Origin of the sequence: Tenggerimyces flavus (genome assembly GCF_016907715.1) — a bacterium.
GTDB classification, from domain to species: Bacteria; Actinomycetota; Actinomycetes; order Propionibacteriales; family Actinopolymorphaceae; genus Tenggerimyces; species Tenggerimyces flavus.
Genome location: NZ_JAFBCM010000001.1, coordinates 1039735 through 1064425, shown reverse-complemented (window position 1 = coordinate 1064425; position 24691 = coordinate 1039735). Strand labels below are relative to the sequence as shown.

Genomic DNA, 24691 nt, shown 5'->3' with positions numbered 1-24691 from the left:
GCACATCGGGCCTGAGGCGGCACGGGTTGGGGTTCGGCCACGCCCAGTGGAAGGTGGACGGTAACAAGCCCGCGAGGGGCGTATCAACCGGTTGTCCACAGGTCATCGTGGAAAGCGGCGTGTCGTCGGCGTGTCTTACTCGACAGCTACACTTTGGATTGGCAAAGATATCGCGTTTGCGCCCCGGTCTCCGGCCCGTGGGCACGGTCAGCTACGGTCGGTTTGACCCAAGCGTCACCGGGCCCGTACCGTGGATCGGTCACGGTGCCGGTCTCTCGGCGATCGCCGTATGCTCACGCCAAGACTTCTGGCCGCCTCGCGGCGTGCCAGAGGACGGGCGCGGGTCGACGGTGGCGTCGAGGAATCCGGCCAACGCGACATTGCTCACCACCGATCGGGAGAGAACTCCTCATGAAGCGCACGTTCCAGCCGAACAACCGCAAGCGGCACAAGACCCACGGCTTCCGGCTGCGGATGCGCACGCGCGCGGGCCGGGCCATTCTCGCCGCGCGTCGGCGCAAGGGGCGCGCCCGTCTCGCCGCCTGACGCGGCGGCCAGGCTCCTTCAGGTCTCTTGATGCCGTGGTCCCGGCTCGCTTCCGGATGCGTCGGTCCGACGACTTCGCGACCGCGGTACGCCGTGGCCGCCGGGCCGGTCGTCCTACCCTCGTCGGCCACCTCGGCCGAACGTCGGAGGACGCTTCGGCGTTGGTCGGGTTCGTCGTGAACCGGGCGGTCGGCAACGCGGTGGTTCGGAACGCGGTCCGCCGCCGGCTACGTCATCTGCTTCGCGATCGGCTGTCGGCTCTCGAGCCTGGCAGCCGATTCGTCGTTCGTGCGTTGCCTGCCGCGGCGACCGCGACAACCGATCAGCTGGCTCGGGATCTTGACGCGGTACTCCACACGTTGGAAGGCCGGGGGCGCGATCGCGCCTCGGATCCGTCGCGTGTGACCTCGAAGGCCCGGTGCCAACCGTGAAGACCGTGCTCGTCCTGCTGCTCAAGGGCTACCGGACGTTCATCAGCCCGCTCTATGGGCAGGTCTGCCGGTACTACCCCTCCTGTTCGGCGTACGCGCTGGAGGCGGTCCAACGACACGGTGCGCTTCGCGGCAGCTGGCTCGCGCTTCGCCGCCTCGGTCGCTGCCATCCTTGGACTCCCGGTGGCTACGACCCCGTCCCTCCCGTCCGCTCTCATTCGCACGGTCCGCATACTGTGACGGCCGGCGTTTCTCACACCGACCGAGGTGCTTGACCCGTGATGGACACGTTCGACACGATCCTGTCCCCGCTCTACTTCGTGGTGTCGTGGATCATCCGGATCTTCCACACGGTGATCGCGCCGTTGTTCGGGACCGATTCGGGGTGGACCTGGGCGCTGTCGATCGTCGGTCTGGTGATCGTGATCCGGATCGTCCTGATCCCGCTGTTCGTGCGGCAGATCCGTGCCAGCCGCAGCATGATGACGATCCAGCCCAAGGTCAAAGAGCTGCAGAAGAAGTACGGCCACGACCGGGAGCGCATGGGCAAAGAGCTCATGAACCTCTACAAGGAGAGCGGCACCAACCCGTTCTCCTCCTGTCTGCCGATCCTGCTGCAGTCGCCGATCTTCATCGCGCTGTTCCGCGTTCTCGACGGTGCCTCGAACGGCATCGTCCGCGGTGACGGCCTGAACCAGCAGCTGGTCGACTCGCTCCGCGAGGCCACGATCTTCGGCGCCAAGATCTCGGACAAGTTCATCGGTGCCGACAACTGGCACGTGCAGGTCGTGACCGTCGTCCTGATCCTGTGCATGACCGCGACCACGTTCACCACCCAGCGCCAGCTGATGCGCAAGAACATGCCGCCGGAGGCGCTCACCGGTCAGTACGCCCAGCAGCAGAAGCTGCTGCTCTACGTGCTCCCGGTCGTCTTCGCCGTGGGTGGCATCAACTTCCCGGTCGGTGTGCTGATCTACTGGTTCACCACCAACCTGTGGACGATGGGCCAGCAGTTCTGGGTGATCCGACGCAACCCGGTCCCCGGCTCGGCGGCGTACACCGAGTGGGAGAAGCGGAAGAAGGACCGGGCAGGCAAGGGCGGCCTGCTGGGCGGACTCATCGGTGGTTCCAAGGCTGAGGCGAACGGTGCCGTCAACGGCAGCGTCGACGGCGCCGCGACCGAGGCCGTTCCGGCGCCCACCACGAAGCGGGTTCAGCCACAGCGCGTGCCGAGGAGCAAGCGCAAAGGACGTTGACCGGGTGCGGAAACCCGGGAGCCGGTGACGCCGGCTCACCGCGGAGCATCCGTGACATTTCAATCTGAAGGGGAGTTATTCGTGACCGAGGACCAGTCGAGCGTGGAAACGGTCGAGGACGAGGTCGAGCAGGTCGAGGCCGTCGACGAAGTCGACGCGGACGAGAGTGACGTCGCCGAGGGCGAGACCGAAGAGGTCGAGGACGACGACGCTGAGGATGAGGACGGCGAGTCCAAGCCGTCGGTCGCCCGTCTCGAGAACGAGGGTGACATCGCCGCGGACTACCTCGAGGAACTGCTCGACATCGCCGACCTGGATGGCGATATCGACCTGGACGTGGAGAGCGACCGCGCACTGGTCGCGGTCGTCGGCGGCGGGCTCGACCACCTGGTCGGCGCCGACGGCGAGGTGCTCGAAGCGCTGCAGGAGCTGACCCGGCTGGCCGTGTACCGGGAGACCGGGGAACGCAGCCGACTCATGCTCGACATCGCCGGCCACCGGGCCCAGCGCCGGAGCGACCTGATCACGCTCACCGAGAAGATCGTCGAAGAAGTGCGTTCGACCGGACAGGCCGTGAAGCTCGAGCCGATGTCTCCGTTCGAACGGAAGGTCGTCCACGACACCGTCGCGGCCAAGGGGCTGACGTCGGAGTCGGAGGGCGAAGAGCCCGAGCGCCGGGTCGTCGTTCAGCCGGCCTGACCCCGGTGTCTACTGGCCCGGGGCCCGATCGCTCAGCGAGTGACTCCGTTGAGTCGGTCGGGCCCGGCAAAGCAGCCTCACGATCGACCCCGCGCGAATTTTCACGTGAAACATCCCCGCCGCCGCCCCCGCCGGTAGCCGCTTCGGTCTTCGCCGAGCGGCTACCGATGGTGGAGCGCTTCGCTGTGCTGCTTGCCGGCCCGGGCGTCGAACGCGGCCTGATCGGACCTCGCGAGGTCGATCGGCTGTGGGACCGGCATCTCCTCAACTGTGGATTGTTGGCCGAGGCGATCGGCCCGGATCGGCTAGTCTGCGATCTCGGTTCGGGTGCTGGACTGCCCGGAATCGTGCTGGCCGCGATGCGGCCCGATCTGCGAGTGACCTTGTTGGAGCCGCTGCTGCGGCGGACCGAGTTCCTCGCCGAAGCCCTGGACGAGCTTGGATTGTCCAATGCTCGGGTAGTCCGTTCCCGAGCGGAGGATCATGAGGGTCGGTACGACACCGTGACCGCACGGGCGGTCGCGCCGTTGGACCGGTTGGCGGCTTGGGCGCTTCCGCTGTGTCGACCAGGGGGCGAAGTCCTGGCGATCAAGGGCGAACGAGCGGCCGCTGAGCTGGAGGCTGTGACGGGCCAGTTGCCGACGCTCGGTGCCTCCGAGGGGGAGATCCGTCAGTACGGCGTCGAGCTGGTGACGCCAGTGTTAACGGTAGTGCGGCTCGTCGCCGCTGAACGAGCGATGCGGCAAGCTGGAGCAGGTGCCTCATCCGTGCGTCGCCGCGGTCGCCGCGGGGAAGCGAGGTAGGGCAGTGAGGGGAGGACACGTGGTTCCCGGACTGGGCTGGCCCGAGGCTGTGGGAGATGTGGAGATGGCGTCGACCGAGAGTGCCGTTCCCACCGTTCAAGGTGGTGCCGCTCATCCCGACGCGCCCGCGCCCGGACGCCACCGTCGCGAGACCGGGCTCGGTTGGCCGGGCTCGAGGACCGCTGGTCCGGCCGATCCGGACGGTCCGCCTCCCGGTGTTTCACGTGAAACATCCGCCGACGTGCATGTCGGCGAAGCCGCTCCGTCGGAGTCGGGGACAGACTGGAGGGATCCGTCCACGACCGCTGGCGTGACCGAGGAACGTCCCACGCCTCGTCATCTCGGCGTACCGGGGGAGCAGAAGCCGTGGTCGGAGCCACCGACCCCGGTAGCCACAACGCCAGTCATTGAGGAGACCCCTGAGGTGACCTCCGCCTCCACGAACTCCAGCGGGACCGACGTGATGCCGCCGCCGGTCGATGCCGACGAGCTCGACCGCTCGCAGCTCGCGTCGGAGATCCGCGTCCCCTCGTTCGGTCCGCCGCTGCCGAAGCCGGACCGGACCCGCGTCCTCGTTGTCGCGAACCAGAAGGGCGGCGTGGGCAAGACCACCACGTCGGTGAACCTGGCCGCCGCCCTCGCCGCGTGCGGTGCGCGGGTGCTCGTGATCGACCTCGACCCGCAGGGCAACGCCTCGACTGCCCTGGGCGTCGAGCACCACCGCGGCATTCCGAGCATCTACGAGTCCGTGGTGGACGGCGAGCCGCTCGCCGAGTTCGTGCACCCCGTACCGGGCTTCCCCACGCTGTTCGCCGTTCCCGCGACCATCGACCTTGCTGGTGCTGAGCTCGAGCTCGCCAGCGTGGTCGCTCGGGAGTCGCGGTTGAAGGGCGTGCTCAACACCTACCTCGCCGAGACGACGGAGGCCGGTCAGCGCTTCGACTACGTGCTGATCGACTGCCCGCCCTCGCTCGGCCTGCTGACGATCAACGCGCTCGTCGCCGGCGAAGAGGTGCTCGTGCCGATCCAGTGCGAGTACTACGCGCTGGAAGGTGTGGGTGCGCTCATCCAGACCGTGGACCTGGTCCGGAGCCAGCTGAACCCTGGCCTCGACACCACCACCGTCCTGCTCACGATGTTCGACGCCCGCACCCGGCTCTCCGCGCAGGTGGCGGAGAACGCACGTGAGTTCCTCGGCGACAAGGTGCTGAAGACCGCGATCCCGCGCTCGGTGCGGATCTCGGAGGCGCCGAGCTTCGGGCAGACGGTGATGACGTGGGACCCGACCTCGTCCGGTGCGCTCTCGTACCTCGAGGCGGCTCGCGAGCTGGCGACACAGCCGCCGCGATCGCGCTCCGCGAGCGCTCTAAGCTCGTCGCAGTAGAACGTGAAGGAGTACAGGTGACCGTTCGTCGTGGGCTTGGCCGTGGTCTCGGCGCCCTCATCCCGCCGGCCGTGGAGAAGGCCGCCAGCGTCGACGCGGGGGTCGACGCTCAGCCCGCCACCATCGACGGGGCGTACTTCGCCGAAGTGCCCGTCGACTCGATCACCCCGAACGCCCGACAGCCACGCCAGACCTTCGACGAAGACGCGATGGGCGAGCTCGTCCACTCGCTGAAGGAAGTCGGGCTGCTGCAGCCGATCGTCGTTCGCAAGCTGGACGACGAACGGTACGAGCTGGTCATGGGCGAGCGCCGCTGGCGTGCCTCCCAGCTGGCCGGCCTCACGGTCATCCCGGCGATCGTGCGGGAGACGACTGACGACGCGATGCTCCGCGACGCGCTGCTGGAGAACCTGCACCGCGCTCAGCTGAACCCGCTCGAAGAGGCGGCCGCGTACGGGCAGTTGCTCGACGACTTCGGCTGCACCCACGACGAGCTCGCGCAGCGGATCGGTCGCTCGCGTCCGCAGATCACGAACACGCTCCGGCTGATGAAGCTGCCGGCGACCGTGCAGCGCCGCGTCGCCGCCGGCGTGCTGTCGGCGGGACATGCCCGCGCGTTGCTCGGGTTGACCGACCCGGACGAGCAGGAGCGGCTGGCACACCGGATCGTCGCCGAGGGCCTGTCGGTGCGGACGGTCGAGGAGATCGTGACGCTCGGCATGGGCGGCGGACCGCAGCGGAAGGCGAAGCCACCCAAGGGACCGAAGCCGGTGGCGCCGAAGCTCGCCGACCTGGAGGGCCGGCTGGCCGACCGGTTCGAGACGCGGGTGAAGGTCGACCTCGGCAAGTCCAAGGGCAAGATCACCGTCGAGTTCGCATCGCTCGACGACCTCGAGCGCATCGTGACGCTGATGGATCCGAAGACCTCTCGGTCGATCGCTTCCTAGTACTCAATCAAGAACGAAGGGCCCGTCCGGTTGGACGGGCCCTTCGTTGTTTCACGTGAAACATTGCTGGTGCGAACGTGCTGGTTTCACGTGAAACAACGGCCACCGAGTGCCCAATGTTTCACGTGAAACGTCAGGTGCGGTTGGCCGCCAACTGGAGCAGGTCGCGGCAGATGACGCCGAGGTCGAGGCCGGCCGACTCCACCGCGAGGGGCACCAGCGAGGTCTCGGTCATGCCGGGCGCGACGTTCACCTCGAGGAACCAGACCGCACCGTTCGCGTCCACGATCAGGTCGGAGCGGGACAGGTCGCGCAGCCCGAGGGCGCGGTGCGCGGCGAGCGCGATCTCCGCACACTGGGTCGCCACCGCGTCGTCCAACCGGGCCGGCGTGACGAACTCCGTCGCACCCGCGTTGTAGCGAGCCGCGTAGTCGTACACGCCGCCGTCCGGCACGATCTCCACCGCCGGGAGTGCGCGCGGCCCGTCCCCGGTGTCGACCACCGTGACCGTCACCTCGGTGCCGGCGACGAACCGTTCGAGCAGAGCGACCTCGCCGTACGCGAAGCAGCCCACCATCGCGGCCGGTAGCTCCTCCGGCTCGCGCACCACCGTGCACCCGAGAGCAGACCCACCGCGGGTCGGCTTCACGACCAACGGCAACCCGAGCCGGTCGAGGATCCGCTCCAACACGGCCTGGGCGCCGAGCTCGCGGAACGTCTCGTGGGGGAGCGCCACCGAGTCCGGCGTACGGATGCCCGCCGCCAACACCGTCGTCTTCGCGACCGGCTTGTCGAACGCGACCCGGCACGCCGCCGGACCAGAACCGACGTACGGCACCCCCAGCAGATCGAGCACCTCGCGTACGGCGCCGTCCTCACCGATCGACCCGTGCAGCAACGGGAACACCGCGGACGGGGGATCGTTCCGCAGCGACGGGATCAGCGCCGCGTCGACGTCGCGCTCGTCGACCTCGAGGCCGACCGAACGCAGCGCGTCGCTCACCCGTCGCCCGGACCGCAGCGACACCTCCCGCTCGTGCGAGAGGCCGCCGGCGAGAACGAGGACACGACCGAGGTCACTCATGGACTTCCCTTTCACTGACTCGCTAGCCCTATGGTCGCAGTCCGGCTTGCCCAGTTTCACTTCGCCGCCGCCTGAATGTTCGCCGGTGAATCGGCTCCGCTGCTTCGACAAGCCGGACTGCTCCGTGAACCGACGCGACTAGGTCAGGCCGGGACCGGGCGACTCGACGCCTCGGCCCGGACCGAGATGCATCGGCCCGAACGTCTCGCGTAGCTCCAGCTCCTGCTCCACCACCGCGGCGAGCCGTCGTACACCTTCCCGGATGCGCTCCGGTGGCGGGAAACAGTACGACAGCCGCAGACACTGGCTTCCGTACCCATCGGCATAGAACGCAGTCCCCGGCACGTACGCCACTCTCTCCGTGATCGCCCGCGGCGACATGGCCTTGGCGTCCAGACCTTCAGGCAGCGTTGCCCAGACGAAGAAGCCGCCCCCGGGCTTCGTCCACGTCATGCTCGCCGGCATGAAGTCGTCGAGCGCGTCCAGCATCGCGTCGCGCCGCTCCCGGTACATCTCGCGGAACGACTTGATCTGCCCGCGCCAGTCATGGCGTTCCAGGTACGACGACACCACGTGCTGGCTGAACGTCGGCGGACACAGCGTCGCCGACTCCTGGGCGAGCACGAGCTTGTCGCGGATCGCGTGCGGGGCGAGCGCCCAGCCGACCCGGAAGCCCGGGGCGAACGTCTTCGAGAACGAGCCGAGGTAGACCACCCGCGCCGGGTCGTCGGCGCGGAGCGCCCTGTTCGGTTCCCCGTCGAACCCGAGCAGACCGTACGGGTCGTCCTCGACCACCAGCACGTCGTGCTTGCGGCAGATCTCGAGGATCGCGTGCCGCCGCTCCTGCGGGAGCGAGACGCCGGTCGGGTTCTGGAAGTTGGGGATCGTGTAGAGGAACTTGACCCGCCGGCCGCTCGCGATGACCGACGCGATCGCCGTGTCGAGGTGGTCGGGGATGAGGCCGTCGTCGTCCATCGCGACGTGCACGACGTCGCACTGGTACGCGGCGAACACACCGAGCGCGCCGACGTAGCTCGGGGCTTCGGCGATCACCACGTCGCCGGGATCGCAGAAGATCCGCGTCACCAGGTCGAGCGCCTGCTGGCTGCCGACGGTGACGACGACGTCGTCCGCGTTCGCCTCGATCCCCACCGGCCGCATCACCTCGAGGATCTGCTCACGCAGCGGGGGATAGCCCTGGGCGACCGCGTAGTTCATCGCGGCCACGCCGCGGTCCAGGACGAGGTCGTTCAGCAGCGAGCCCACGACGTCGAGGGGGAGGCCGGAGATGTTCGGCGATCCGCCGGCGAGCGAGACGACCTCGGGCCGGTTCGCGACGGAGAACAGGGCGCGGATCTCGGAGGCCACCATCCCGCGAGCTCGTGCGGCGTACCGTGCGACGTCGGCGTCGAACCGAGTCTCGCGCGGGACGGGACGCTGCTCCGGGGTGCTCTCCATGATCGGGCACACTGCCTCTCTCGTCACAGGGGTGTGCCTACTACGATGCCCTATGAGACGCCTCGCGCGGGAGTCAGCGGCAGGGTGAGGTGTCGGAAGGGTCGGTCATGCGCTACATCCGGTTGGTCGTGCTGGGAGTTCTCGCCGGCCTGCTTCTCGGTTTCCTGGCTGGCTTGTTGCGGCGTCAGGCCGCCTCGATCCCGCATTCGGTCCGAGCCGATCCGCGCGCGTACGCGGGCGGTTACGTCGCGCCGAGGCCGTCGGAGGACCACACCGTCGCCCACCAACAGCGGGTGACTGGGACGGAATGAGTACGACCCGGCGGCTCGCGAACATCACCCTCGACAATCTCGACGATCTGCCGAAGCGGTGTAGGTCATGTGTGTTCTGGGAGCTCGACCCGGTCGCCGGTGAACGCGCCGAGGACGCCGGCGATCCCGGGCTCGAGAAGGAGGCGTGGGTCTCCGCGGCCCTACTCGAGTGGGGGTCGGTCGGGAAGGTCTGCTACGTCGACCAGTCTCCGGCGGGCTTCGTTCTGTACGCGCCGCCGATGTACGTTCCGCGCTCGGTCGCGTTCCCGACCTCGCCCGTGAGTAGTGACGCGGCGCTGCTGATGACCGCGCACATCGTGCCCGACTTCGCCGGCAGCGGGCTCGGCCGGATGCTCGTGCAGAGCGTCGCGAAGGACCTGGTGAAGCGGAACATCAAGGCGCTGGAGGCGTTCGGCGACGCTCGCTGGGACCGGCCGTCCTGCATGGTGCCGGCGGACTACTTCCTGGCCGTCGGCTTCAAGACCGTACGCCCGCACCACCGCTTCCCGCGGCTCCGCCTCGAGCTTCGCAATGCGATCTCGTGGAAGGAAGATGTCGAAGCGGCGTTGGAGAAACTGCTCGGCTCGATGACGCCTGAGGGTGCGTTCCGTCCGGTCTGACCTGGATCGAACTGGTGTGCGCTTCTAGCGGATGAGCTCGCCGAGCTTCAGCACGCCGGTCGGGGCGTCCATGTCCGGCGGCAGGTAGACGCGTTGGATCGCGACCACGATCGCCTCGGCCACCACGTCGCGGAAGCCGGGGTCGGCGATCCGTAGCGCGTCACCGTGGTTGGACACGTAGCCGAGCTCGACCCGGACGGCGGGCATCCGCGTGTACCGGAGCAGTTCCCACGTCTTCGGGTGCGTGCGGCAGTCGACCAGGTCCGTTCGTGCCACGATCTCGCGCTGCACCAGGCCGGCGAACCGTTCGCCGAGCGACGAGGAGCGCAGCGGGTCGGCCGCGGTGCCGTAGTAGTACGTGGCCACGCCGCTCGCGATCTCGTTCGGGTGCTCGTCCACGTGCAGCGAGACGACCACGTCGGCGTCGGTCTCGTTGGCGAAGCGCGCGCGGCTCACGTCGTCCGGGCAGGAGTCGCGGCCGCGGGTGAGGAACACGCGTACGCCGGTCGCCGCCAGCCGGCCCTCGATCCGCGAGGCGAGGTCGAACGCGACGTCCGCTTCGCACAGCCCGTTCGAGCAGCAGCCGCGGTCGGCGTCGCCGTGACCGGGGTCGATCACCACGATCTTGCCGGGCAGCCGCGGCCCTGCCTCGTGGACGCGCTCGGCGTCGCGCAGCGAGTCCGCGCGCCCACCCGTCACCTTCGGTGAGAGCCGGGTCAGCGACTTGAACGTCGCCGGACCACACGAGCCGTCCGCGGGGACGCCCACACTGCGCTGGAACTCGCGTACGGCCCGCTCCGTGCCCGGACCGTAGACGCCGTCCACGCGCCGGAGGTTGAAGCCCAGCTCGAGCAGCCGCCGCTGCAGCGCCAGCACGTCGTCGCCGGCGAGCAGGTGGCCCGCCTGGTACGACAGCAGCCGGTCGCCGAGCCGCCAGCGCGCCTCGTCGAGCGTGAGGTACGTCATGCGGTCGACGAGGCCGTTCGCGGTGAGCCCACGCTGCTGCTGGAAGTGCCGGACGGCCTGGTCAGTCGCCTCGTCGAACAGCGCGTCGGCGGGATCGTCGGGCAGTTCGGGTGCGAGGAGCACGCCGAGCTGAACGAGCTTCGCGCGGATCTCGGCCACAGCTGGTCCACGGTCGCCGAGACCGTACTGGTGCTCGTTCATGAGCTCCCTCGAAGGGTGGGGGCGGCGGTCTGAGCCATCGTAACCGCGCGCCCTAGGCTGATCGCCATGCGTCTACATCACGAGGTCGCCGGCTCAGGTCCCGATGTCGTTCTGCTGCATTCGTCGGTGGTGGATCTGCGCCAGTGGGATCCTCAGTGGGAGGCGCTCACCGAGCAGTTTCGCGTTGTGCGGTTGGACTTTCGGGGCCATGGGCAGTCGCCGATCGACCTGGAGGCGTACACCAACGCGGATGACGTGGTCGACGTGATGGAACAGGTCGGCATGGAGAACGCCCGGATCGTCGGCAGCTCGTTCGGTGGCCGTGTAGCGCTCGAGCTCGCGACGATGTTCCCTTCCAGAGTTGAACGTCTTGTCCTACTTTGCCCCGGTCCGGCGCAGCTGTTGCCGGTCAGCGAGGCGCTGCAGAAGTTCGACGACGAAGAGACCGCGTTCCTCGACGCCGACCAACTCGACCAGGCCGTGGCCCTGAACGTCGAGACCTGGTTGGGCCCCGACGCTTCCGCGGAGGTCCGGGAACGTGTCGCCGCGATGCAGCGGCACAACTTCGACGTCCAATTCGCGGCACCGGAAGAAGCCGGGCCGCAACCGGTGAAGATCGACCTCGCCGCCATCACCGCGCCGTCGTACGTTCTTGGTGGGGCTCACGACGTCGACCACTTCGTGAACGTGGCCAACCATCTGATCGAGACTTTGCCCAACGCACACGGGGAAATCCTCGACTGGGCCGGTCACCTGCCGAACCTGGAACGCCCACAGGAGGTCACCGAGCTTCTCCTGCGTGAGCTGGCATGACGAAGGGGCCCTGACGCTTGCCAGGGCCCCTATGCATGGCCGGTGTAGGGCGTTCACCGCGCTTCCCGACCGGCGGATGCTGCGGCCGGTGATCCCTATTTAGGCAGTGGCGAGCGAGGCGAGCTCGGCCTTGATCGCTGCCTTCGGGCGTGCGCCGACGAGGGACTTCACGACTTCACCGTTGTGGTACACGTTGAGGGTCGGGATGCCGGTCACGCGGTACTGCAGCGGTGTCTGCGGGTTCTCGTCCACGTTCAGCTTCAGGAACTCGATCTTGCCTTCGTACTCCTTGGCAAGCTCCTCGAGTACCGGCTGCACCTGGCGGCAGGGCCCGCACCACTCTGCCCAGAAGTCGACGACGACCGGGTTCGCGTTCTTCAGAACTGCGGTTTCGAACTCGGCATCGGTCACGGGCTGGATAGTGCCCACGGCGGTTCTCCTTTCTGCGGACCTGCTATTCAGGCATTCACATGTTCAGCTTGATCGAGGGCGGCGAGGTAGCGCTCGGCGTCGAGTGCTGCCGCGCAGCCCGTTCCGGCGGCCGTGACGGCCTGCCGGAACGTCTTGTCCACCAGATCGCCCGCCGCGAAGACGCCGGGCAGGTTCGTTCTGGTGTTGGGGTGATCGACGAGTACGTAGCCCTCGTCGTCGAGGTCGACCTGCCCCCGGACCAGCTCGCTGCGCGGGTCGTGACCGATCGCCTCGAAGAACCCGGTCACCGGCAGCGTCGACTTCTCGGCGGTCTTGACGTTCGCCAGCTTCAGTCCGCTGACCTTGCCGTCGCCGACGACCTCGTCGACCTCGGTGTCCCAGGTGAACCGGATCTTGTCGTTGGCGAACGCACGGTCCTGCATGATCTTCGACGCCCGCAGCTCGTCGCGCCGGTGCACCACGTTCACCGACTTCGCGAACCGGGTCAGGAACGTCGCCTCCTCCAGCGCCGAGTCACCGCCGCCGACGACCGCGATGTCCTGCTCGCGGAAGAAGAACCCGTCACACGTCGCACACCACGAGACTCCGTGGCCGGAGAGTTCTTCCTCGCCCGGGATGCCGAGCTTGCGGTAGCGCGACCCCATCGCCAAGATCACGGCGCGGGCCTTGTGCTCGGTACCGGCCGAGTCGGTGACGACCTTGATGTCGCCGGTCAGGTCGACCGAGACGATGTCGTCTGCGACGAGCTCGGCCTCGAACCGTTCGGCCTGCTTGCGGAACGAGTCCATCAACTCCGGACCCATGATGCCGTCGGCGAAGCCGGGGTAGTTCTCCACTTCGGTGGTGTTCATCAACGCACCACCGGACTCCACCGAACCCTCGAAGACCAGCGGGCGCAGGCGGGCACGCGCCGCGTACAACGCGGCCGTGTAGCCGGCCGGGCCGGACCCGATCACGATCAGTTCGCGGACGTCAGCAGACACCTAGACTCCTCAAGAGACTCCATACCCCGAATTCGGGGCGCACTGGAGTAACCGATCCTAGGTTGTCAACATTCCATCCGCCGGGCACGGCCCCGGCGGGCGTGTCAATGAGGCAGATCAGCCTGCGTCGCGACGGTGCCTTCGCCCGGGCAGCCAGTGATCACGTACGCGCGAACGAGGTCGCCGGACGGGTTGCTGATCGCGAGGTACGCCCCAGCCCCGTTGTACGAGATCGAGCGGAAGTCCCGCAGCTCGCCGTCCACAGCAGCGGCGACGCACTTGCCGGGGTTAGCCATGCCCTGCACGCTGTCGGGAGCGGGCTTGGGCTTGGTCGGAGTGAGCAGCTTGGTCGCCTCGGCGGCGAGGTTGGCCGCGGTGAACTCCGGGGCTTCGCCGCGGGCGAGGTACAGCGTCTTGGCCGGCGCAGCGACCGATGGCGACGACGTGTGGTCCTTGATCGCCGCGATCGGACCCCGGTTGTTGATCGAGTTCGCGACAACGCCGCCAGCGACGGCGAGGACGGCCACGCTGGCGGCGGCGATGAGGATTTGGGCGCCTCGGCGGGAGAGCTTGCGCTCCCTGGCCTGACCGAGGGACACCACCCCCGTGTCGTCCGCTCGGGAGGCCGACTCGACCGCGATGACCGCGGTCAGCCGTTCGGCGATGTCAGCCGGCATCGGAGGCGGCGGCGCCGAGCGAAGAACGTCTCGGACCCGAACGAGCCCGTCCGCGACCTCGGCGCACTCCGCGCAGGAGGCCAGGTGCGTCTCGGCGGCTACCCGGTCCGGCTCGCTGAGCAGACCCTCGAGGAGGTCCGAAACGACGTCGGTGGAAAGGTGCGAACCCACCGTCATCGCGTGTCACCTCCGGTCTGCACATCATCTGACGGGCGGCCGGGACGTCCCCCAGCCGGAGCCACCGACTGGTTGGACGGTGGTCCCTGCCCGGTCGACGACAGGCCTTGGACGCCGTCCTCGCCGGGATGGTTCCCATGACCTTGGGCGGCTTGTTGCTGGGCGTGTCGACCGCTCTGGGCATGCAGATGCCGCAGCAACGGCAGCAGCTTGGCCCGGCCGCGGGCACACCGGCTCTTGATCGTTCCCGGCGCGCAGTCGAGCAGCTGCGCCGCCTCTTCGACCGAGTACCCCTCCATGTCGACGAGTACGATCGCGGCCCGCTGGTCGGCGTTCAGCGCCTCCAGCGCGCGCATGATGTCCAGCCGGAGCTCGCGCGTCTCGGCCGGGTCCTCGAGCTGGATCGAGGCGAGCTCGAGCGCCCGGTCGTCCTCGGGCAGCGGGTCGGCCTGGCGTACGGCACGCCGCCGCACCCGGTCCAGGCAGGCGTTCACCACGACCCGGTGCAACCAGGTCGTGACCGCCGACTCGCCCCGGAACTGGGCCGCGTTGCGGAACGCCGAGATCAGCGCGTCCTGCAGCGCGTCCGCCGCCTCTTCGGGGTCGGACAGCGTACGCAGCGCGACCGCCCAGAGCCGGTCGCGGTGCCGCCGGAAGATCTCGGCGAACGCGTCCGGATCACCGGCGACGTGGCGGGCGATGAGCTCCTTGTCGGTGGGTGCGTCGGCAAGGAGACCGGTCGAAGGAGAGCTCGTCGTCATCGGCGTACGACGACCTCCGAAACCCCTCCGCGGAGGTTGTCCCCGTCGGGTGGCAGGACCGTCATCCAGATCAGCACGAACCGGGACCGAACGGGCTCCGCCGGCTCGATCGTCACCTTGCCGCCGGCGCCGCTCTCGGTGCCGAACGGGGCGCTCCAGCCGGAGAGCTCCGTCGGAGCCGCGGTCGCGTCCTCGGGGGCCGCCCGCAGCTCCAGCGTCGTGCCCTGGCCGAGCAGGCTGAGGTCGACCGAGCCGATGTCCTGCGCGCTGCCGAGGTCGATCCACATCCCCACGCCGGGCTTGGTGATGTCGAGCCGGGAGTCGCGGTACTCCTTGGTGAACCACGCGGTGTCGGTCTTGTTGTCGTACGCGTCCGGGACCTTGTCGGGGTTCTCGTCGCCGCTGCCCTTGGGCTGCGGGTCGAAGCTGCCGCCGCCCGCGATGGCGATCTTCGTACCCGCGCCCGGTGCCGATGCGGTCGCCGACGGGGTCGTGCTCGGGTCGTTGCCGTTGTCCCCGTTGCCGTTGCCTTCGTTCCCGGTCTCGAACGCGTTGCGCGCGAGCTGGTACGCGAACAGCACGACCGCGATGAGGAACACGGCGGCGACGAGGATGATCGCGATCCGCGTCCAACGCGGACCGGGACGGCGGTACGGCTGGGCTGGCGGCCGCTGCGGCGGGGCGTACCCGGGTGGCAGTCCGCCTCGGCCGGCTCCGTTCTGCCGCGGGTCGGCCTGCGTACGGTCCGCGCGAGCGACCTCGTTCGCCGCGCCGGCACTCGCGAGAGCGTTGTCGCGCCGGCCGTTGAACAGCGCCTGGGTCGAGTCGTCCGCGCCCATGGGCAGGCCGGCGACGGTCGCGTCGTCGACGCCGGCGTCGCGGGCTCCAGCCCCCGCGGGCGGGAGCACTCCGTCCGGCGGCGTGACGCCCACGGCGTCGGTCAGCGCGGCGGCAATCTCCTGCGGCGAGGTCAGCGGGGCGCCGTGCCGGGGGCGGTCGGTGAGGATGCGTTCGGTGATCTCGTCCAGCAGCTTGGGTACGCCGGCGCGGCACTGGCGCGGCGACATCAGCGACCCGTCCGCCGCGCGTGGTCCCGCGCCGAGGCCCGAACGGGGGCCACTCGGCCACCGGGCGGTGAGCGCGGCGTAGAGGAGCCGGCCGAGGCCGAGCGCGTCCTTGCGCGCCTTGTCGGTGTCCGGGCCGCCCTGGGACTCGGTCAGCGCGGCCTGCGTCGAGAGCCCGACGATCTTGATCGCGCCGGTGTCGGTGATCACCAGCGAGTCGGGGTCGAGGCGTCCGTGCGAGAGGCCCTGCTCATGCGCGTTCGCCAGCGCTTCGGCGGCCTCGCGGATCAGCAGACCGGCGTGCCGCGGCGGCAGCGGACCCTCGGCGAGCAGCGTCGCGAGGTTGCGTCCGTGCACCCATTCGCGCACGACGTACGCCACCCCGTCGTCCTGCGTCGCGTCGAGAACGCGGATGAACCGGACATCGGTCACCGTGGCAGCTCGCCGCGCGGCCTCGAGCAGCGGCGCGGTACGAGGGTCGTCGATCGCCAGCACATGGACGACCACGGATCGCGACAGCACCTCGTCGACGGCTCGCCACATGCGGGCAACGCCGTTGCTGCCCGGTGTTTCGGCGAGTAGTTCGACGACCCTGTAGCGACCGGCGAGCATGGCGCCCGGATCGACGTCGGTGGGCTGCACGACCCTCCTGCCCTGATGGGATGTACCGCGTGCGTACCCCATGTTAGGGCTTGACACACGGTCGCCGGGTCGTCACTTCCACGTCGTCCCCCGGTGCGTGAGAACAACGGCGTCGAGCACTCGCTGCAGGTCGAGCTCCGTCGGCTCGTGTGGGCTGGTTTCGAGGAGCGCCGCCATCGTGCGGAGCAACCGCCGGCGGAGCTCGGTCGGATCGCTCCCAGCAGCCTCGCCGAGGGACTGAGTCTCGGCGAGAAAGCGGGCCGACCGGCCGAACCGGCGGACCGCGGCAGGCACCTCTTCTACCGGTGCGTCCACCGCGCGCAGCGTGACGTCGAGGCGCAGCCCGAGCGCGCTCGCCCACGCCTGTAGTGCGGCGACGGTCGGATTGCCGCGGCCGTTCTCGAGGTTCGCGACGTACGGGACGGACAGGCCTGCTTCGGCGGCGACCGACGCGACAGTCCGTCCCGCCGCCGTCCGGCGGGCGCGCAGTTGACGGCCGAGCTCAGCGGTGTCCATCATGGAGTACCTATTCTCACAGAACAGCGATCCCTCGGAAGTCTTCCCAGAAGATAACACGTTCGAGGGGTCGCCTGATGTGGGACGTGCTGCGCGTGCGCGGCTTCCGGTTGCTCTGGGGCGCGGGACTGGCCTCCGAGATCGGCAGCTGGATGATGATCGTTGCCGTACCGGCGCTGGTGTACGACCTCACCGGCTCCACGACCGCCACTGCCGTCGCGGTGCTCGCCGAGACGGTGCCTGTGCTCGTTCTCGGACCGTTCGCCGGCGTTCTGGCCGACCGATGGGACCACCGGACCACGATGGTCGTCGTCGACCTGGTCCGCGCCGCCGCTGTGCTCGCGATCCTGTGCGTCCGCGACGCCTCGACGGTCTGGGTGGTCTTCGTCGCCATGACCGCGGAGTCGACGGCGGGGCTCTTGTTCGCACCGGCGCAGGCGGCCCTCGTTCCCAGGCTGGTCGGGCGCGGTCCGCGGCTCGACTCGGCGAACGCGGTCTCGTCGGTCACAGGTGGCGTCATCCGGCTCGTCGGCGGTCCGCTCGGTGGCGCGGCCTATGCGCTGTGGGGGATCGAGGCGGTCGTCCTCGCCGACGCGGCGAGCTACGTGGTGTCCGCGATGCTGCTCGTCTTCCTCCCTCGGTCGCGAGCCGTACGAGGTCGAGCCACCGTCCGCCTCCTGATCGACGAGCTCGTCGACGGCCTGCGCGCGGTGGTCCGGAGTCGGTTGCTGCGCGGGCTTGCGATCACCTCCGTCGTGTTCTTCGCGGCGAACGGAGCGGCCACCACCGTCCTCGCGCCGCTCGTCGCCGAACGCCTGGACGGTGGCGCCGGGACGTTGGGGCTGCTGATGGCGGCGCTCGGTATCGGCTACCTGCTCGGCGGCATGCTGTCCGCGAAGGTGTCTGCGGTCGGGTCGCTGACGATCGCGACCTGCGGGTTTCTCCTTCTGGCATTGGCATCCCACCCGATCATCGGCGCGGTGGCCTGCGCCGTGATCGGAGTAGGCGGATCGATCCTGCTCGTCGTGCTGAGGACGGCGACACAGCGCAGGGCTCCGGAAGGGTTCGTCGGCAGGGCGAGCGCGTCCCTCGCCACCGTCCAGACCGCAGCGACGGTGGCAGGTGCGGCGCTCGCGACGACGGCCAGCCTGACCGGCTTGCTGATCGCCGTCGTGCTCGGCGTCGCCCTCTCCACCGTGGTCGCAGCCGTCGCCGTGCCTCGCTAGCGGCGAAGCTTGCCTCGCACCATCCCGAGGATCTCCTGGACCTCGGCCACGCGCAGGAACTTGGCCACGACGAGATAGACCACGAGCATCACCGTTCCGCCGGTCGCGACGGCGGCGAGCGACGACCAGGCGGACGTGCCCAGCAGCGTGGTCGTGAGGCGGGCGACGCCGTACGCGACCATGCCGGCGAGGGCCGCCGCCGCGAACGTCCGGGCGTACGTCACCGCGAGCTTCCGACCCTCGATTCCGCCGAGGCGCCGCCGGATGACCTGCAGGCTGACCGAGTAGCCAATCCAGTAGCCGATCGCGTTGCCTGCCGCGGCACCAACAGTCACCCACTCCGGCGGCAGCACGATCGCCGCGACGACCGCCAGCGACGAGCTCGTCCCGATGATCACCACCTGCAGGAAGAGTGGCGTCTTGGTGTCCTCGTACGCGTAGAACCCGCGCAGCACCATGTGGTGGCTGGAGAACGCGACCAACCCGACCGCCATCGCGGTCAGCACGGTGCCGACGTACACCGCGCTCGGCCGGTTGATGTCGGCGTGGAAGTACATCGCGATCGTGATGTCGCGACCGAGCACGAACAACGCCACGGCCGCAGGTAGCACGGCGACCGCGACCAGCCGAAGCCCGTGCGACAGGCTCGCGGCTACCTCGCGCGGCTTCTCGTCGGCTGCGGCGTGGCTCATCCGCGGTAAGAGCGCGGCGACGATCGAGACCGTGACGACCGCGTGCGGGAGCTGTTGGAGCAGGAACGCGTTCAGGTACGGCGTGAGCCCGTACCCGACGTTGTCGCCCAGCTTCGCGGCCGCCTCGGCGCCGGCGCCCGTGGCGACGCGGGTGACGACGAGCGCCCAGACCTGGTTGACGAGAACGAGCGCGATCGTCCAGATCGCGAGCTTGCCCGACTTGCCCAGACCGGCGCCGCGGAAGTCGAAGCGCGGCCGCAGCCGGAAGCCGACCTTGTGCAGAACGGGGATCAGACACACCGCCTGGATCGCGATGCCGAGCGTGGAGCTGATGCCGAGCAGTGCGGTCTCCGAGCCGGTGATCATCGACGCCGACGACTGCTCGGTCACGTTCAGGTCGCTGACCCCGATGAACGTGAGCAGGACCCCGATCGACACGATGTTGTTGAGGATCGGCGCCCACATCATCGGGCCGAAGTTCCCACGGGCGTTGAGGATCTGGCCGAAGATCGTGTAGAGCCCGTAGAAGAACAGCTGCGGCAGGCAGTACCTCGCGAACGCGACCGCGAGCTCGAAGAACTCCTTGTTCGGACCGCTGAGCAGCTGATGTCCGGCGAACGCGCGGATCACCCACGGGGCCGCGAGCACCGCCAGAACGGACCCGACCGCGAGGATCATCGCGGCGAGCGTCAGCAGCCGTTGGCCGAACGCCTCGCCGTTGTCGTCGTCGTTCTTCATCGCGCGGACGAGCTGCGGTACGAACACCGCGTTCAACGCGCCGCCGGCGATCAGCACGTACAGCGTCGTCGGCACCATGTTCGCGAGGTTGAACGCGTCCGCGAACAGCACGGTGCCGATCGCCCACGCGAGCACCAGGTTGCGGGCGAAGCCGGTGATCCGCGAGACGATCGTGCCCACGGCCATCACCGCGCTGGCGCGCAGCAGCCCCGGCTCGTTCGGTTCGCTGCCTGGCTGACGGGCGTCCACGTCGGCCTGATCGCTCATAGGTGACTGTGCTCTCGTGGTCGTTCGGGCGTGGGCTCGGCCTCGCGGCGCCTCGTCGCACCCCGGATCCGGCGCACGATCTTGACGGCAGCGGCGATCATCAGCAAGCCCACGCCGAAGCCGATGACCAGCCAGCCGACCCGGCCGTAGTCCGTCACCCGGAGCGTGAGCGTCGCGGAGTCGCCGAACTTGATGCCCTGCTTCGTTCGCAGTCCGACCGTGAGCGACGCGATGCCACCGCGGGTGGCCTCGGCGTTCACCGTCACCGTGGCCTTGCGGCCGGGGTCGATGCGGACCGGCTCGATCGGCGCGACCTCGATCAACCCGCTGACGCTGGGCCGGACGTCGAGGCCGACGAGGACCGGGGAGTTGGACGTGTTCGCGATCGTGACCGGGAAGCGGCCGGTCCGGCTGGACAGCGTGACGAGCCGCGGGGGTACGACCACGACGTCGTCCAGCTGGTTGTCGAGCTGAGCGTCCATCGCTCGGAGGAGGTCGCTGGCGCCTTCGGGGTCGCGGCGCCATGCGGTCGAGGCGCCGCGCAGGAACGCCTGGTAGAGGCCGGCGCGCTGCTCCTCGGGAGCCACCAGCAGGTCGAGGAACGTGAACGAGTCCGTGGAGTACGTCCGCAGGTCGTCGACGACGTTGCTGTCGAGCTCCGCGCGCTGCGCCGTCTTCGGGTAGGTGAGCGTGTCGGTGTCGCCGTACGCCACGGGCGGGCTGTTCAGCAGGCTGCCGGCCGAGACCTGCTGCAGCCAGGGGGTCGTCTGGACCACCTCGAGCAGGTCGTCGGCGAACTTGTCCGGCTCGAAGTCGCGGGGGAGGGCGGCGACCAGGCGGCGCGGCGAGGCGTCGGCCGGGGTGCCCGCACCGCCGCTGTCCAGCGCGAGCATCGCGGTCTCGGCGAGCAACCGCTGGCGACGCAGCAGGCCGGGCTCCTCGCCCTTCGGTCCGCCTGCGAGCAGGCTCTGGTCGGTCACCAACGCGGTAACGGGCCCGTCGGGCGTCTCCAGCGAGACGACCGGCGCGGTGCCGTCGGCGGGCAGCTCGGGCAGCGAGCTCTGGGACAGGACCAGCCGCTTGCCGCCTGCCGCGGAGATCGCGTCGAGCTGTTTGGCGTTCACGTACCCGGTGCCGGGCCAGGCGATCGGCCCGCTCGCGTCGTACCTCTTCTGGATCCGGGTCGAGGCGTTGAACGCCTCGGTGAGCTGCGGGGTGAGCCCGGCGCGGAAGAGCGCGCTCAGATCCGGATCGGCGTACGGGAGCAGCATCGTGTCGTGGCTGGCGAACGTCTGCTTCGCCTCGGCGAGGAACGCCTGCGCGTCGGCCGTACTGCCCGCGTCCGGCTCGGTGCCGTCGACCTTCCGGTACGGGCGGGAGATCAGCTCCGCCTCGGTGAGCAGCTCGGGATCGACGAGGAAGCTCAGGTTGTTGCTGGCGCCGAACTCGAGCAGCTTGCGTAGCCGTCCGTCCGGCGCGAACTGCCGCGCCGCGCTGTCGTCGAGCAGCTGGTTGCCGCCGACCTGACCGGGGACGCCGGTCAGTGGCAGCGTGAACGCGACCTCCACCGGCTTCGCCTTCGCGGCCGCGGGGACGTACGGCAGGTACGTGCGCATGCTCCAGACGTGCTTCTCGCCGGTGTCCTGCGCGTAGCCGCTGATGTCGACGCCGATCGAGTAGACGCCCGCCTTGTCCAGGTGCAGCTGGCGGACCGGCACGTTCAGGCGGAACTCGGTGTTCGTCCCCGGCGCGAGCGACGAGACGATCTTGTGCACGTACGTCCAGGGCACGTCCAGCCGGTTGCCCTTGCGGTCGCCGGGCTTCTCCTGGCTGGCCGCGGCGACCTCGCCCCGGTCCGCGAGCGGCTCGTCGGTGTACCAGAGGTAGGCGTTCACCGAGGACAACGTGACGTCGCCGGTGTTGTAGACCCGGCCGGTGGCCTGGACGACGCCGTCCGGGTTCGTGACCGCCGACGTCATCGAGCTGAGCACGATCCGGAGGTTCGGAGTCGTCAGCGCCTGCGCCTGGGGAGCGGTCGACACCGCGGTGGCGCCCAGCAGCGTGAGCTGGAGGGCAACGACCAGCGCGGCGAAGATCGCACGGCGGGGCACGCACCTAGGTTAGAGCTGTCACCTGAAAGCCGGGCGGAGGTCCTCGGAACGTACGCTGTCCTCCCGTGTCTGATGTGCTTTCCGAGGCCCAACGCCGGGCGGTCCTGGACTTCGTCCGGATCGCCGGTGTGGTCGATGACCTCGCCCAGCGGTTCAAGTCCGCCGGCCATGAGCTCGCCCTGGTGGGTGGGCCCGTTCGCGATGCCCTGCTGGGCCGGCTCGGCAAGGACCTGGACTTCACCACCAGCGCGCGGCCGGAGCAGATCGAGCAGCTGCTCGCCGGCTGGGCGGACGCGGTGTGGGACATCGGACGCGCGTTCGGCACGATCGGCGCGCGCAAGGGCGACTGGGTCGTGGAGATCACCACGTACCGGGCGGACTCGTACGACCCGGACAGCCGCAAGCCCGCCGTCGCGTACGGCGACTCGCTCGAGGGCGATCTGCTGCGCCGCGACTTCGCGGTGAACGCGATGGCGCTGGTGCTGCCGGAGAAGAAGGTCGTGGATCCGTTCAGCGGTCTCGCCGACCTCACCGCGAAGGTGCTGCGGACGCCGGGGCTGCCGGCGGACTCGTTCTCCGACGACCCGCTGCGGATGATGCGCGCGGCGCGCTTCGCGTCCCAGCTCGGCTTCACAGTCGCGCCCGAGGTCGTCGCCGCGATGACCGACATGGCCGACCGGATCAAGATCGTCTCCGCCGAACGGGTCAAGGACGAGATCGTCAAGCTGGTCTGCGGCGCCCACCCGCGCGCCGGCCTGGAGCTGCTCGTCGACACCGGGCTCGCCGACCGGGTGTTGCCCGAGCTCCCCGCGCTGCGGCTGGAGGTCGACGAGCACCACCGGCACAAGGACGTCTACGAGCACAGCCTGATCGTGCTCGAGCAGGCGATCTCGATGGAGTCCCGGATCGGCGACGGGTCGCCGGACTTCGTGACGCGGTTCGCTTCGTTGATGCACGACGTCGGCAAGCCGGCGACGCGGCGGTTCGAGGGCGACGGGCGGGTGACGTTCCACCACCACGAGGTGGTCGGCGCGAAGCTGACCGCCAAGCGGATGAAGGCGCTGCGGTTCTCCGCCGAGGAGATCGACCAGGTGGCGCGGCTTGTCGAGCTGCACCTGCGCTTCCACGGCTACGGCACCGGGGAGTGGACCGACTCGGCCGTACGCCGCTACGTCCGCGACGCCGGGCCGCTGCTGGAGCGGCTGCACGTGCTGACCCGCGCGGACTGCACGACGCGCAACAAGCGCAAGGCAGCGGCGTTGCGGCGTACGTACGACCACCTCGAGGAACGCATCGAGCGGCTGTCCGAGGAGGAGGAGCTCGCCGCGATCCGGCCCGACCTGGACGGCAACCAGATCATGGAGATCCTCGGGATCAAGCCAGGCCGCGTGGTTGGACGGGCCTGGAACCACCTGCTGGAGTTCCGCCTCGACCAGGGCCCACAGGAACTGGAGGCCGCTCGGGCGGAGCTGCTGCGATGGTGGAGGGAACAACCCGAGTCAGCCGCCGGTACATGAGCGCGGTGGCGACGTACCAGACACCGCAGAGGATCAGCACGAGGTAGGACTTGCCGCTCGCCGGCAGCACCAGCGCGGCGAGCGTGGCCGAGCCGACCAGCACGACGTTGAACAGCACGTCGTAGAGGGAGAAGACCCGGCCGCGGTAGACGTCGTCGATGTTCTCCTGCACGAGCGTGTCGACGCAGATCTTGATGCCCTGCGCGCTGATGCCGAGCAGGAACGCGGCGATGCAGATGCCCACGGGCGTGAAGAACGCGGCGGGGCCGAACTGCGCGACCGCAGCGAGGACGAGCAGCGCGATGATCCATTGCTGCTTGCCGACTCTGCGGACGGCGATCGGGGTGAGGAACGCGGCTGTACCGAAGCCCGCGCCCGAGATCAGCACGACCGTCGCCATGCCGGCGAGTCCGGCCTCGATGTCGCCGTGGGAGAACGTGTTCCGGTACAGCAGGATCGTCGCCATCGTGGAGATGCCGTAGCTCAGCCGGTGCGCGCCGATCGCCGCGAGCCCGTACGCGGCGGGCTTGCGGGCCAGCACGTGCTTCGTCCCGTCGACCAGACCGGCGACGATGTGTCTCACTGCCTCCCGTACCTGCTGGCGGGCCTGCTCGAGGTCGGGCCCGAGGAGCCTGCGCGGCATCCGCAGCGCCAGGGCGGCGGCGCCGACGTACGTCACGGAGGCGATCGCGACCACGACCCAGTCGGAGCCGGTGGCCGTGGTGATGCCGGTGCCGGCGGCGAGGCCGAGCAGGTACGCAAGCGTGCCGCAGGTCGGCGAGACGGCGTTCGCCATCACCAGCTTGTCCTTGGGCACGACGTGCGGGAGCGCGGCCGACAGGGCGGCGAGCACGAACCGGTTGATGGAGAACGCGGCGAGCACGAGCCCGAAGAACAGCGGCCCATCGCCGCCCTGGGCGATGGCCAGCGCGACGAGCGCGACCAGGGCGAAGCGGGCCAGGTTGGTGTAGACGAGCAGCTGCCGGCGTGACCAGCGGTCGATGAGGACGCCGCAGAACGGACCGATCACCGAGAACGGCAGCAGCAGGATCGCGAAGCTCAGCGCGATGGCCAGCGCGTTCGGCTGCCGTTCGGGCGAGAACAGGACGTACGACGCGAGCGCGACCTGGAAGATGCCGTCCGCGAACTGGGAGACGAGGCGCACCGAGAACAGCCGCCGGAAGTACCGGAAGCTGAGGAGCGTGCGGACGTCCCTGGCGAACTGCATGTCTCGCAGGCTAGCCACGCGAGGTGAATCCGCCAGTGCCCCGACCACAGCGTGAACACGACGCGGCACGCTCCGTCCGCCATTGGCCTAGAGGACTGTGCCTAGGGCGAAAGTGGCTGGAGCGCCGGAGTGGCGTCCCGG

24 protein-coding genes and 1 pseudogene are annotated in these 24691 nt (G+C 69.3%); 13 read left to right on the top strand and 12 right to left on the bottom strand.

Annotation, left to right across the window (positions count from 1 at the left end):
• Positions 1–411: 411 nt before the first annotated feature.
• From rpmH to JOD67_RS05055, 8 genes are all read left to right on the top strand, one after another.
• Positions 412–546, top strand: coding sequence for a 50S ribosomal protein L34 (rpmH, locus tag JOD67_RS05090; protein ID WP_205115734.1), 135 nt, complete (start codon positions 412–414; stop codon positions 544–546).
• A gap of 56 nt (positions 547–602) precedes the next feature.
• Entirely contained in the window at positions 603–977 is a 375-nt protein-coding gene (rnpA, locus tag JOD67_RS05085; protein ID WP_239554473.1) for a ribonuclease P protein component, read from the top strand.
• Positions 965–1252, top strand: a complete 288-nt coding sequence (gene yidD, locus JOD67_RS05080) for a membrane protein insertion efficiency factor YidD (RefSeq protein WP_443734242.1) — start codon at positions 965–967, stop codon at positions 1250–1252. Before rnpA ends, yidD begins: the two co-directional genes overlap by 13 nt.
• Positions 1253–1258: 6 nt before the next feature.
• The gene (gene yidC / locus JOD67_RS05075; RefSeq protein WP_205115726.1) at positions 1259–2233 is read left to right on the top strand and encodes a membrane protein insertase YidC; all 975 of its coding nucleotides are present in this window, start codon (positions 1259–1261) and stop codon (positions 2231–2233) included.
• 81 nt (positions 2234–2314) lie between these two features.
• A complete protein-coding gene (locus JOD67_RS05070) occupies positions 2315–2932 on the top strand; it encodes a Jag family protein (protein WP_205115723.1) in 618 nt (205 codons plus the stop codon).
• A 167-nt stretch (positions 2933–3099) separates the two neighbouring features.
• The gene (gene rsmG, locus JOD67_RS05065) at positions 3100–3735 is read left to right on the top strand and encodes a 16S rRNA (guanine(527)-N(7))-methyltransferase RsmG (protein WP_205115721.1); all 636 of its coding nucleotides are present in this window, start codon (positions 3100–3102) and stop codon (positions 3733–3735) included.
• Positions 3736–4159: 424 nt separating this feature from the next.
• On the top strand, positions 4160–5119 hold the full coding sequence (locus JOD67_RS05060) for a ParA family protein (protein ID WP_307782280.1): 960 nt from the start codon (positions 4160–4162) through the stop codon (positions 5117–5119).
• Between the two features lie 17 nt (positions 5120–5136).
• Positions 5137–6066, top strand: a complete 930-nt coding sequence (locus JOD67_RS05055; RefSeq protein WP_205115719.1) for a ParB/RepB/Spo0J family partition protein — start codon at positions 5137–5139, stop codon at positions 6064–6066.
• A gap of 133 nt (positions 6067–6199) precedes the next feature.
• Here the strand turns inward: JOD67_RS05055 and JOD67_RS05050 are convergent, their stop codons facing one another.
• Positions 6200–7150, bottom strand: a complete 951-nt coding sequence (locus JOD67_RS05050; protein WP_205115718.1) for a D-alanine--D-alanine ligase family protein — start codon at positions 7148–7150, stop codon at positions 6200–6202.
• 138 nt (positions 7151–7288) lie between these two features.
• Positions 7289–8608: an aminotransferase-like domain-containing protein gene (locus tag JOD67_RS05045; RefSeq protein ID WP_205115716.1), complete on the bottom strand. Its 1320-nt coding sequence runs from the start codon at positions 8606–8608 to the stop codon at positions 7289–7291.
• A gap of 107 nt (positions 8609–8715) precedes the next feature.
• On the opposite strand from JOD67_RS05045, the gene JOD67_RS05040 reads away from it, so the two are divergent.
• Positions 8716–8919: a hypothetical protein gene (locus tag JOD67_RS05040; RefSeq protein WP_205115714.1), complete on the top strand. Its 204-nt coding sequence runs from the start codon at positions 8716–8718 to the stop codon at positions 8917–8919.
• Complete coding sequence (locus JOD67_RS05035; RefSeq protein WP_205115712.1) at positions 8916–9539, top strand: GNAT family N-acetyltransferase; 624 nt, start codon at positions 8916–8918, stop codon at positions 9537–9539. The genes JOD67_RS05040 and JOD67_RS05035 overlap by 4 nt, the downstream gene beginning before the upstream one ends.
• 24 nt (positions 9540–9563) lie before the next feature.
• Here JOD67_RS05035 and JOD67_RS05030 read toward each other — a convergent pair whose 3' ends face one another.
• The gene (locus JOD67_RS05030; protein WP_205115708.1) at positions 9564–10706 is read right to left on the bottom strand and encodes an N-acetylmuramoyl-L-alanine amidase; all 1143 of its coding nucleotides are present in this window, start codon (positions 10704–10706) and stop codon (positions 9564–9566) included.
• Positions 10707–10772: 66 nt separating this feature from the next.
• Between JOD67_RS05030 and JOD67_RS05025 the strand changes: the two genes are divergently transcribed.
• Positions 10773–11519: an alpha/beta fold hydrolase gene (locus tag JOD67_RS05025; RefSeq protein WP_205115707.1), complete on the top strand. Its 747-nt coding sequence runs from the start codon at positions 10773–10775 to the stop codon at positions 11517–11519.
• Positions 11520–11618: 99 nt separating this feature from the next.
• Here JOD67_RS05025 and trxA read toward each other — a convergent pair whose 3' ends face one another.
• The 6 genes from trxA to JOD67_RS04995 form a co-directional block, all read right to left on the bottom strand.
• A complete protein-coding gene (trxA, locus tag JOD67_RS05020) occupies positions 11619–11948 on the bottom strand; it encodes a thioredoxin (RefSeq protein ID WP_205115705.1) in 330 nt (109 codons plus the stop codon).
• Between the two features lie 29 nt (positions 11949–11977).
• Positions 11978–12934, bottom strand: coding sequence for a thioredoxin-disulfide reductase (gene trxB, locus JOD67_RS05015; protein ID WP_205115704.1), 957 nt, complete (start codon positions 12932–12934; stop codon positions 11978–11980).
• Between the two features lie 104 nt (positions 12935–13038).
• The gene (locus JOD67_RS05010) at positions 13039–13788 is read right to left on the bottom strand and encodes an anti-sigma factor family protein (protein ID WP_205115703.1); all 750 of its coding nucleotides are present in this window, start codon (positions 13786–13788) and stop codon (positions 13039–13041) included.
• Entirely contained in the window at positions 13785–14549 is a 765-nt protein-coding gene (gene sigM / locus JOD67_RS05005; RefSeq protein WP_205115702.1) for an RNA polymerase sigma factor SigM, read from the bottom strand. The genes JOD67_RS05010 and sigM overlap by 4 nt, the downstream gene beginning before the upstream one ends.
• Positions 14546–16255 (bottom strand): protein kinase family protein, encoded by a 1710-nt coding sequence (locus tag JOD67_RS05000; protein WP_205115701.1) that lies wholly within the window; start codon positions 16253–16255, stop codon positions 14546–14548. The genes sigM and JOD67_RS05000 overlap by 4 nt, the downstream gene beginning before the upstream one ends.
• Before the next feature lie 72 nt (positions 16256–16327).
• The gene (locus tag JOD67_RS04995) at positions 16328–16771 is read right to left on the bottom strand and encodes a helix-turn-helix domain-containing protein (protein WP_205115697.1); all 444 of its coding nucleotides are present in this window, start codon (positions 16769–16771) and stop codon (positions 16328–16330) included.
• 77 nt (positions 16772–16848) lie between these two features.
• Here JOD67_RS04995 and JOD67_RS04990 point away from each other — a divergent pair, with 77 nt between their 5' ends.
• Positions 16849–17997 carry an MFS transporter gene (locus JOD67_RS04990; RefSeq protein ID WP_205115696.1) on the top strand — a complete coding sequence of 383 codons (1149 nt, stop codon included), beginning with the start codon at positions 16849–16851 and terminating at the stop codon, positions 17995–17997.
• On the opposite strand, the gene murJ is transcribed toward JOD67_RS04990, so the two are convergent.
• Both murJ and JOD67_RS04980 read right to left on the bottom strand, forming a co-directional pair.
• On the bottom strand, positions 17994–19694 hold the full coding sequence (gene murJ, locus JOD67_RS04985) for a murein biosynthesis integral membrane protein MurJ (protein WP_205115695.1): 1701 nt from the start codon (positions 19692–19694) through the stop codon (positions 17994–17996). The two genes, JOD67_RS04990 and murJ, sit on opposite strands and share 4 nt — an antisense overlap.
• Positions 19691–21805, bottom strand: coding sequence for a DUF6049 family protein (locus JOD67_RS04980; protein WP_205115694.1), 2115 nt, complete (start codon positions 21803–21805; stop codon positions 19691–19693). The genes murJ and JOD67_RS04980 overlap by 4 nt, the downstream gene beginning before the upstream one ends.
• A 74-nt stretch (positions 21806–21879) precedes the next feature.
• Between JOD67_RS04980 and JOD67_RS04975 the strand changes: the two genes are divergently transcribed.
• Positions 21880–23322, top strand: a complete 1443-nt coding sequence (locus JOD67_RS04975) for a CCA tRNA nucleotidyltransferase (RefSeq protein WP_372442360.1) — start codon at positions 21880–21882, stop codon at positions 23320–23322.
• A gap of 112 nt (positions 23323–23434) precedes the next feature.
• Here the strand turns inward: JOD67_RS04975 and JOD67_RS04970 are convergent.
• Positions 23435–24550: pseudogene (locus JOD67_RS04970) on the bottom strand (MFS transporter); the annotation flags it as partial.
• Positions 24551–24691 lie beyond the last annotated feature (141 nt).

What these genes read in the sequence shown, in the direction of transcription:
- rpmH (WP_205115734.1), top strand. Translation starts at nt 412, where the DNA reads ATGAAGCGCACGTTCCAGCCGAACAACCGCAAGCGGCACAAGACCCAC.
- rnpA (WP_239554473.1), top strand. Translation starts at nt 603, where the DNA reads ATGCGTCGGTCCGACGACTTCGCGACCGCGGTACGCCGTGGCCGCCGG.
- yidC (WP_205115726.1), top strand. Translation starts at nt 1,259, where the DNA reads ATGGACACGTTCGACACGATCCTGTCCCCGCTCTACTTCGTGGTGTCG.
- rsmG (WP_205115721.1), top strand. Translation starts at nt 3,100, where the DNA reads ATGGTGGAGCGCTTCGCTGTGCTGCTTGCCGGCCCGGGCGTCGAACGC.
- JOD67_RS05050 (WP_205115718.1), bottom strand. Translation starts at nt 7,150, where the DNA reads ATGAGTGACCTCGGTCGTGTCCTCGTTCTCGCCGGCGGCCTCTCGCAC.
- JOD67_RS05045 (WP_205115716.1), bottom strand. Translation starts at nt 8,608, where the DNA reads ATGGAGAGCACCCCGGAGCAGCGTCCCGTCCCGCGCGAGACTCGGTTC.
- JOD67_RS05040 (WP_205115714.1), top strand. Translation starts at nt 8,716, where the DNA reads ATGCGCTACATCCGGTTGGTCGTGCTGGGAGTTCTCGCCGGCCTGCTT.
- JOD67_RS05035 (WP_205115712.1), top strand. Translation starts at nt 8,916, where the DNA reads ATGAGTACGACCCGGCGGCTCGCGAACATCACCCTCGACAATCTCGAC.
- JOD67_RS05030 (WP_205115708.1), bottom strand. Translation starts at nt 10,706, where the DNA reads ATGAACGAGCACCAGTACGGTCTCGGCGACCGTGGACCAGCTGTGGCC.
- JOD67_RS05025 (WP_205115707.1), top strand. Translation starts at nt 10,773, where the DNA reads ATGCGTCTACATCACGAGGTCGCCGGCTCAGGTCCCGATGTCGTTCTG.
- JOD67_RS05010 (WP_205115703.1), bottom strand. Translation starts at nt 13,788, where the DNA reads ATGACGGTGGGTTCGCACCTTTCCACCGACGTCGTTTCGGACCTCCTC.
- sigM (WP_205115702.1), bottom strand. Translation starts at nt 14,549, where the DNA reads ATGACGACGAGCTCTCCTTCGACCGGTCTCCTTGCCGACGCACCCACC.
- JOD67_RS04995 (WP_205115697.1), bottom strand. Translation starts at nt 16,771, where the DNA reads ATGGACACCGCTGAGCTCGGCCGTCAACTGCGCGCCCGCCGGACGGCG.
- JOD67_RS04990 (WP_205115696.1), top strand. Translation starts at nt 16,849, where the DNA reads ATGTGGGACGTGCTGCGCGTGCGCGGCTTCCGGTTGCTCTGGGGCGCG.
- murJ (WP_205115695.1), bottom strand. Translation starts at nt 19,694, where the DNA reads ATGAGCGATCAGGCCGACGTGGACGCCCGTCAGCCAGGCAGCGAACCG.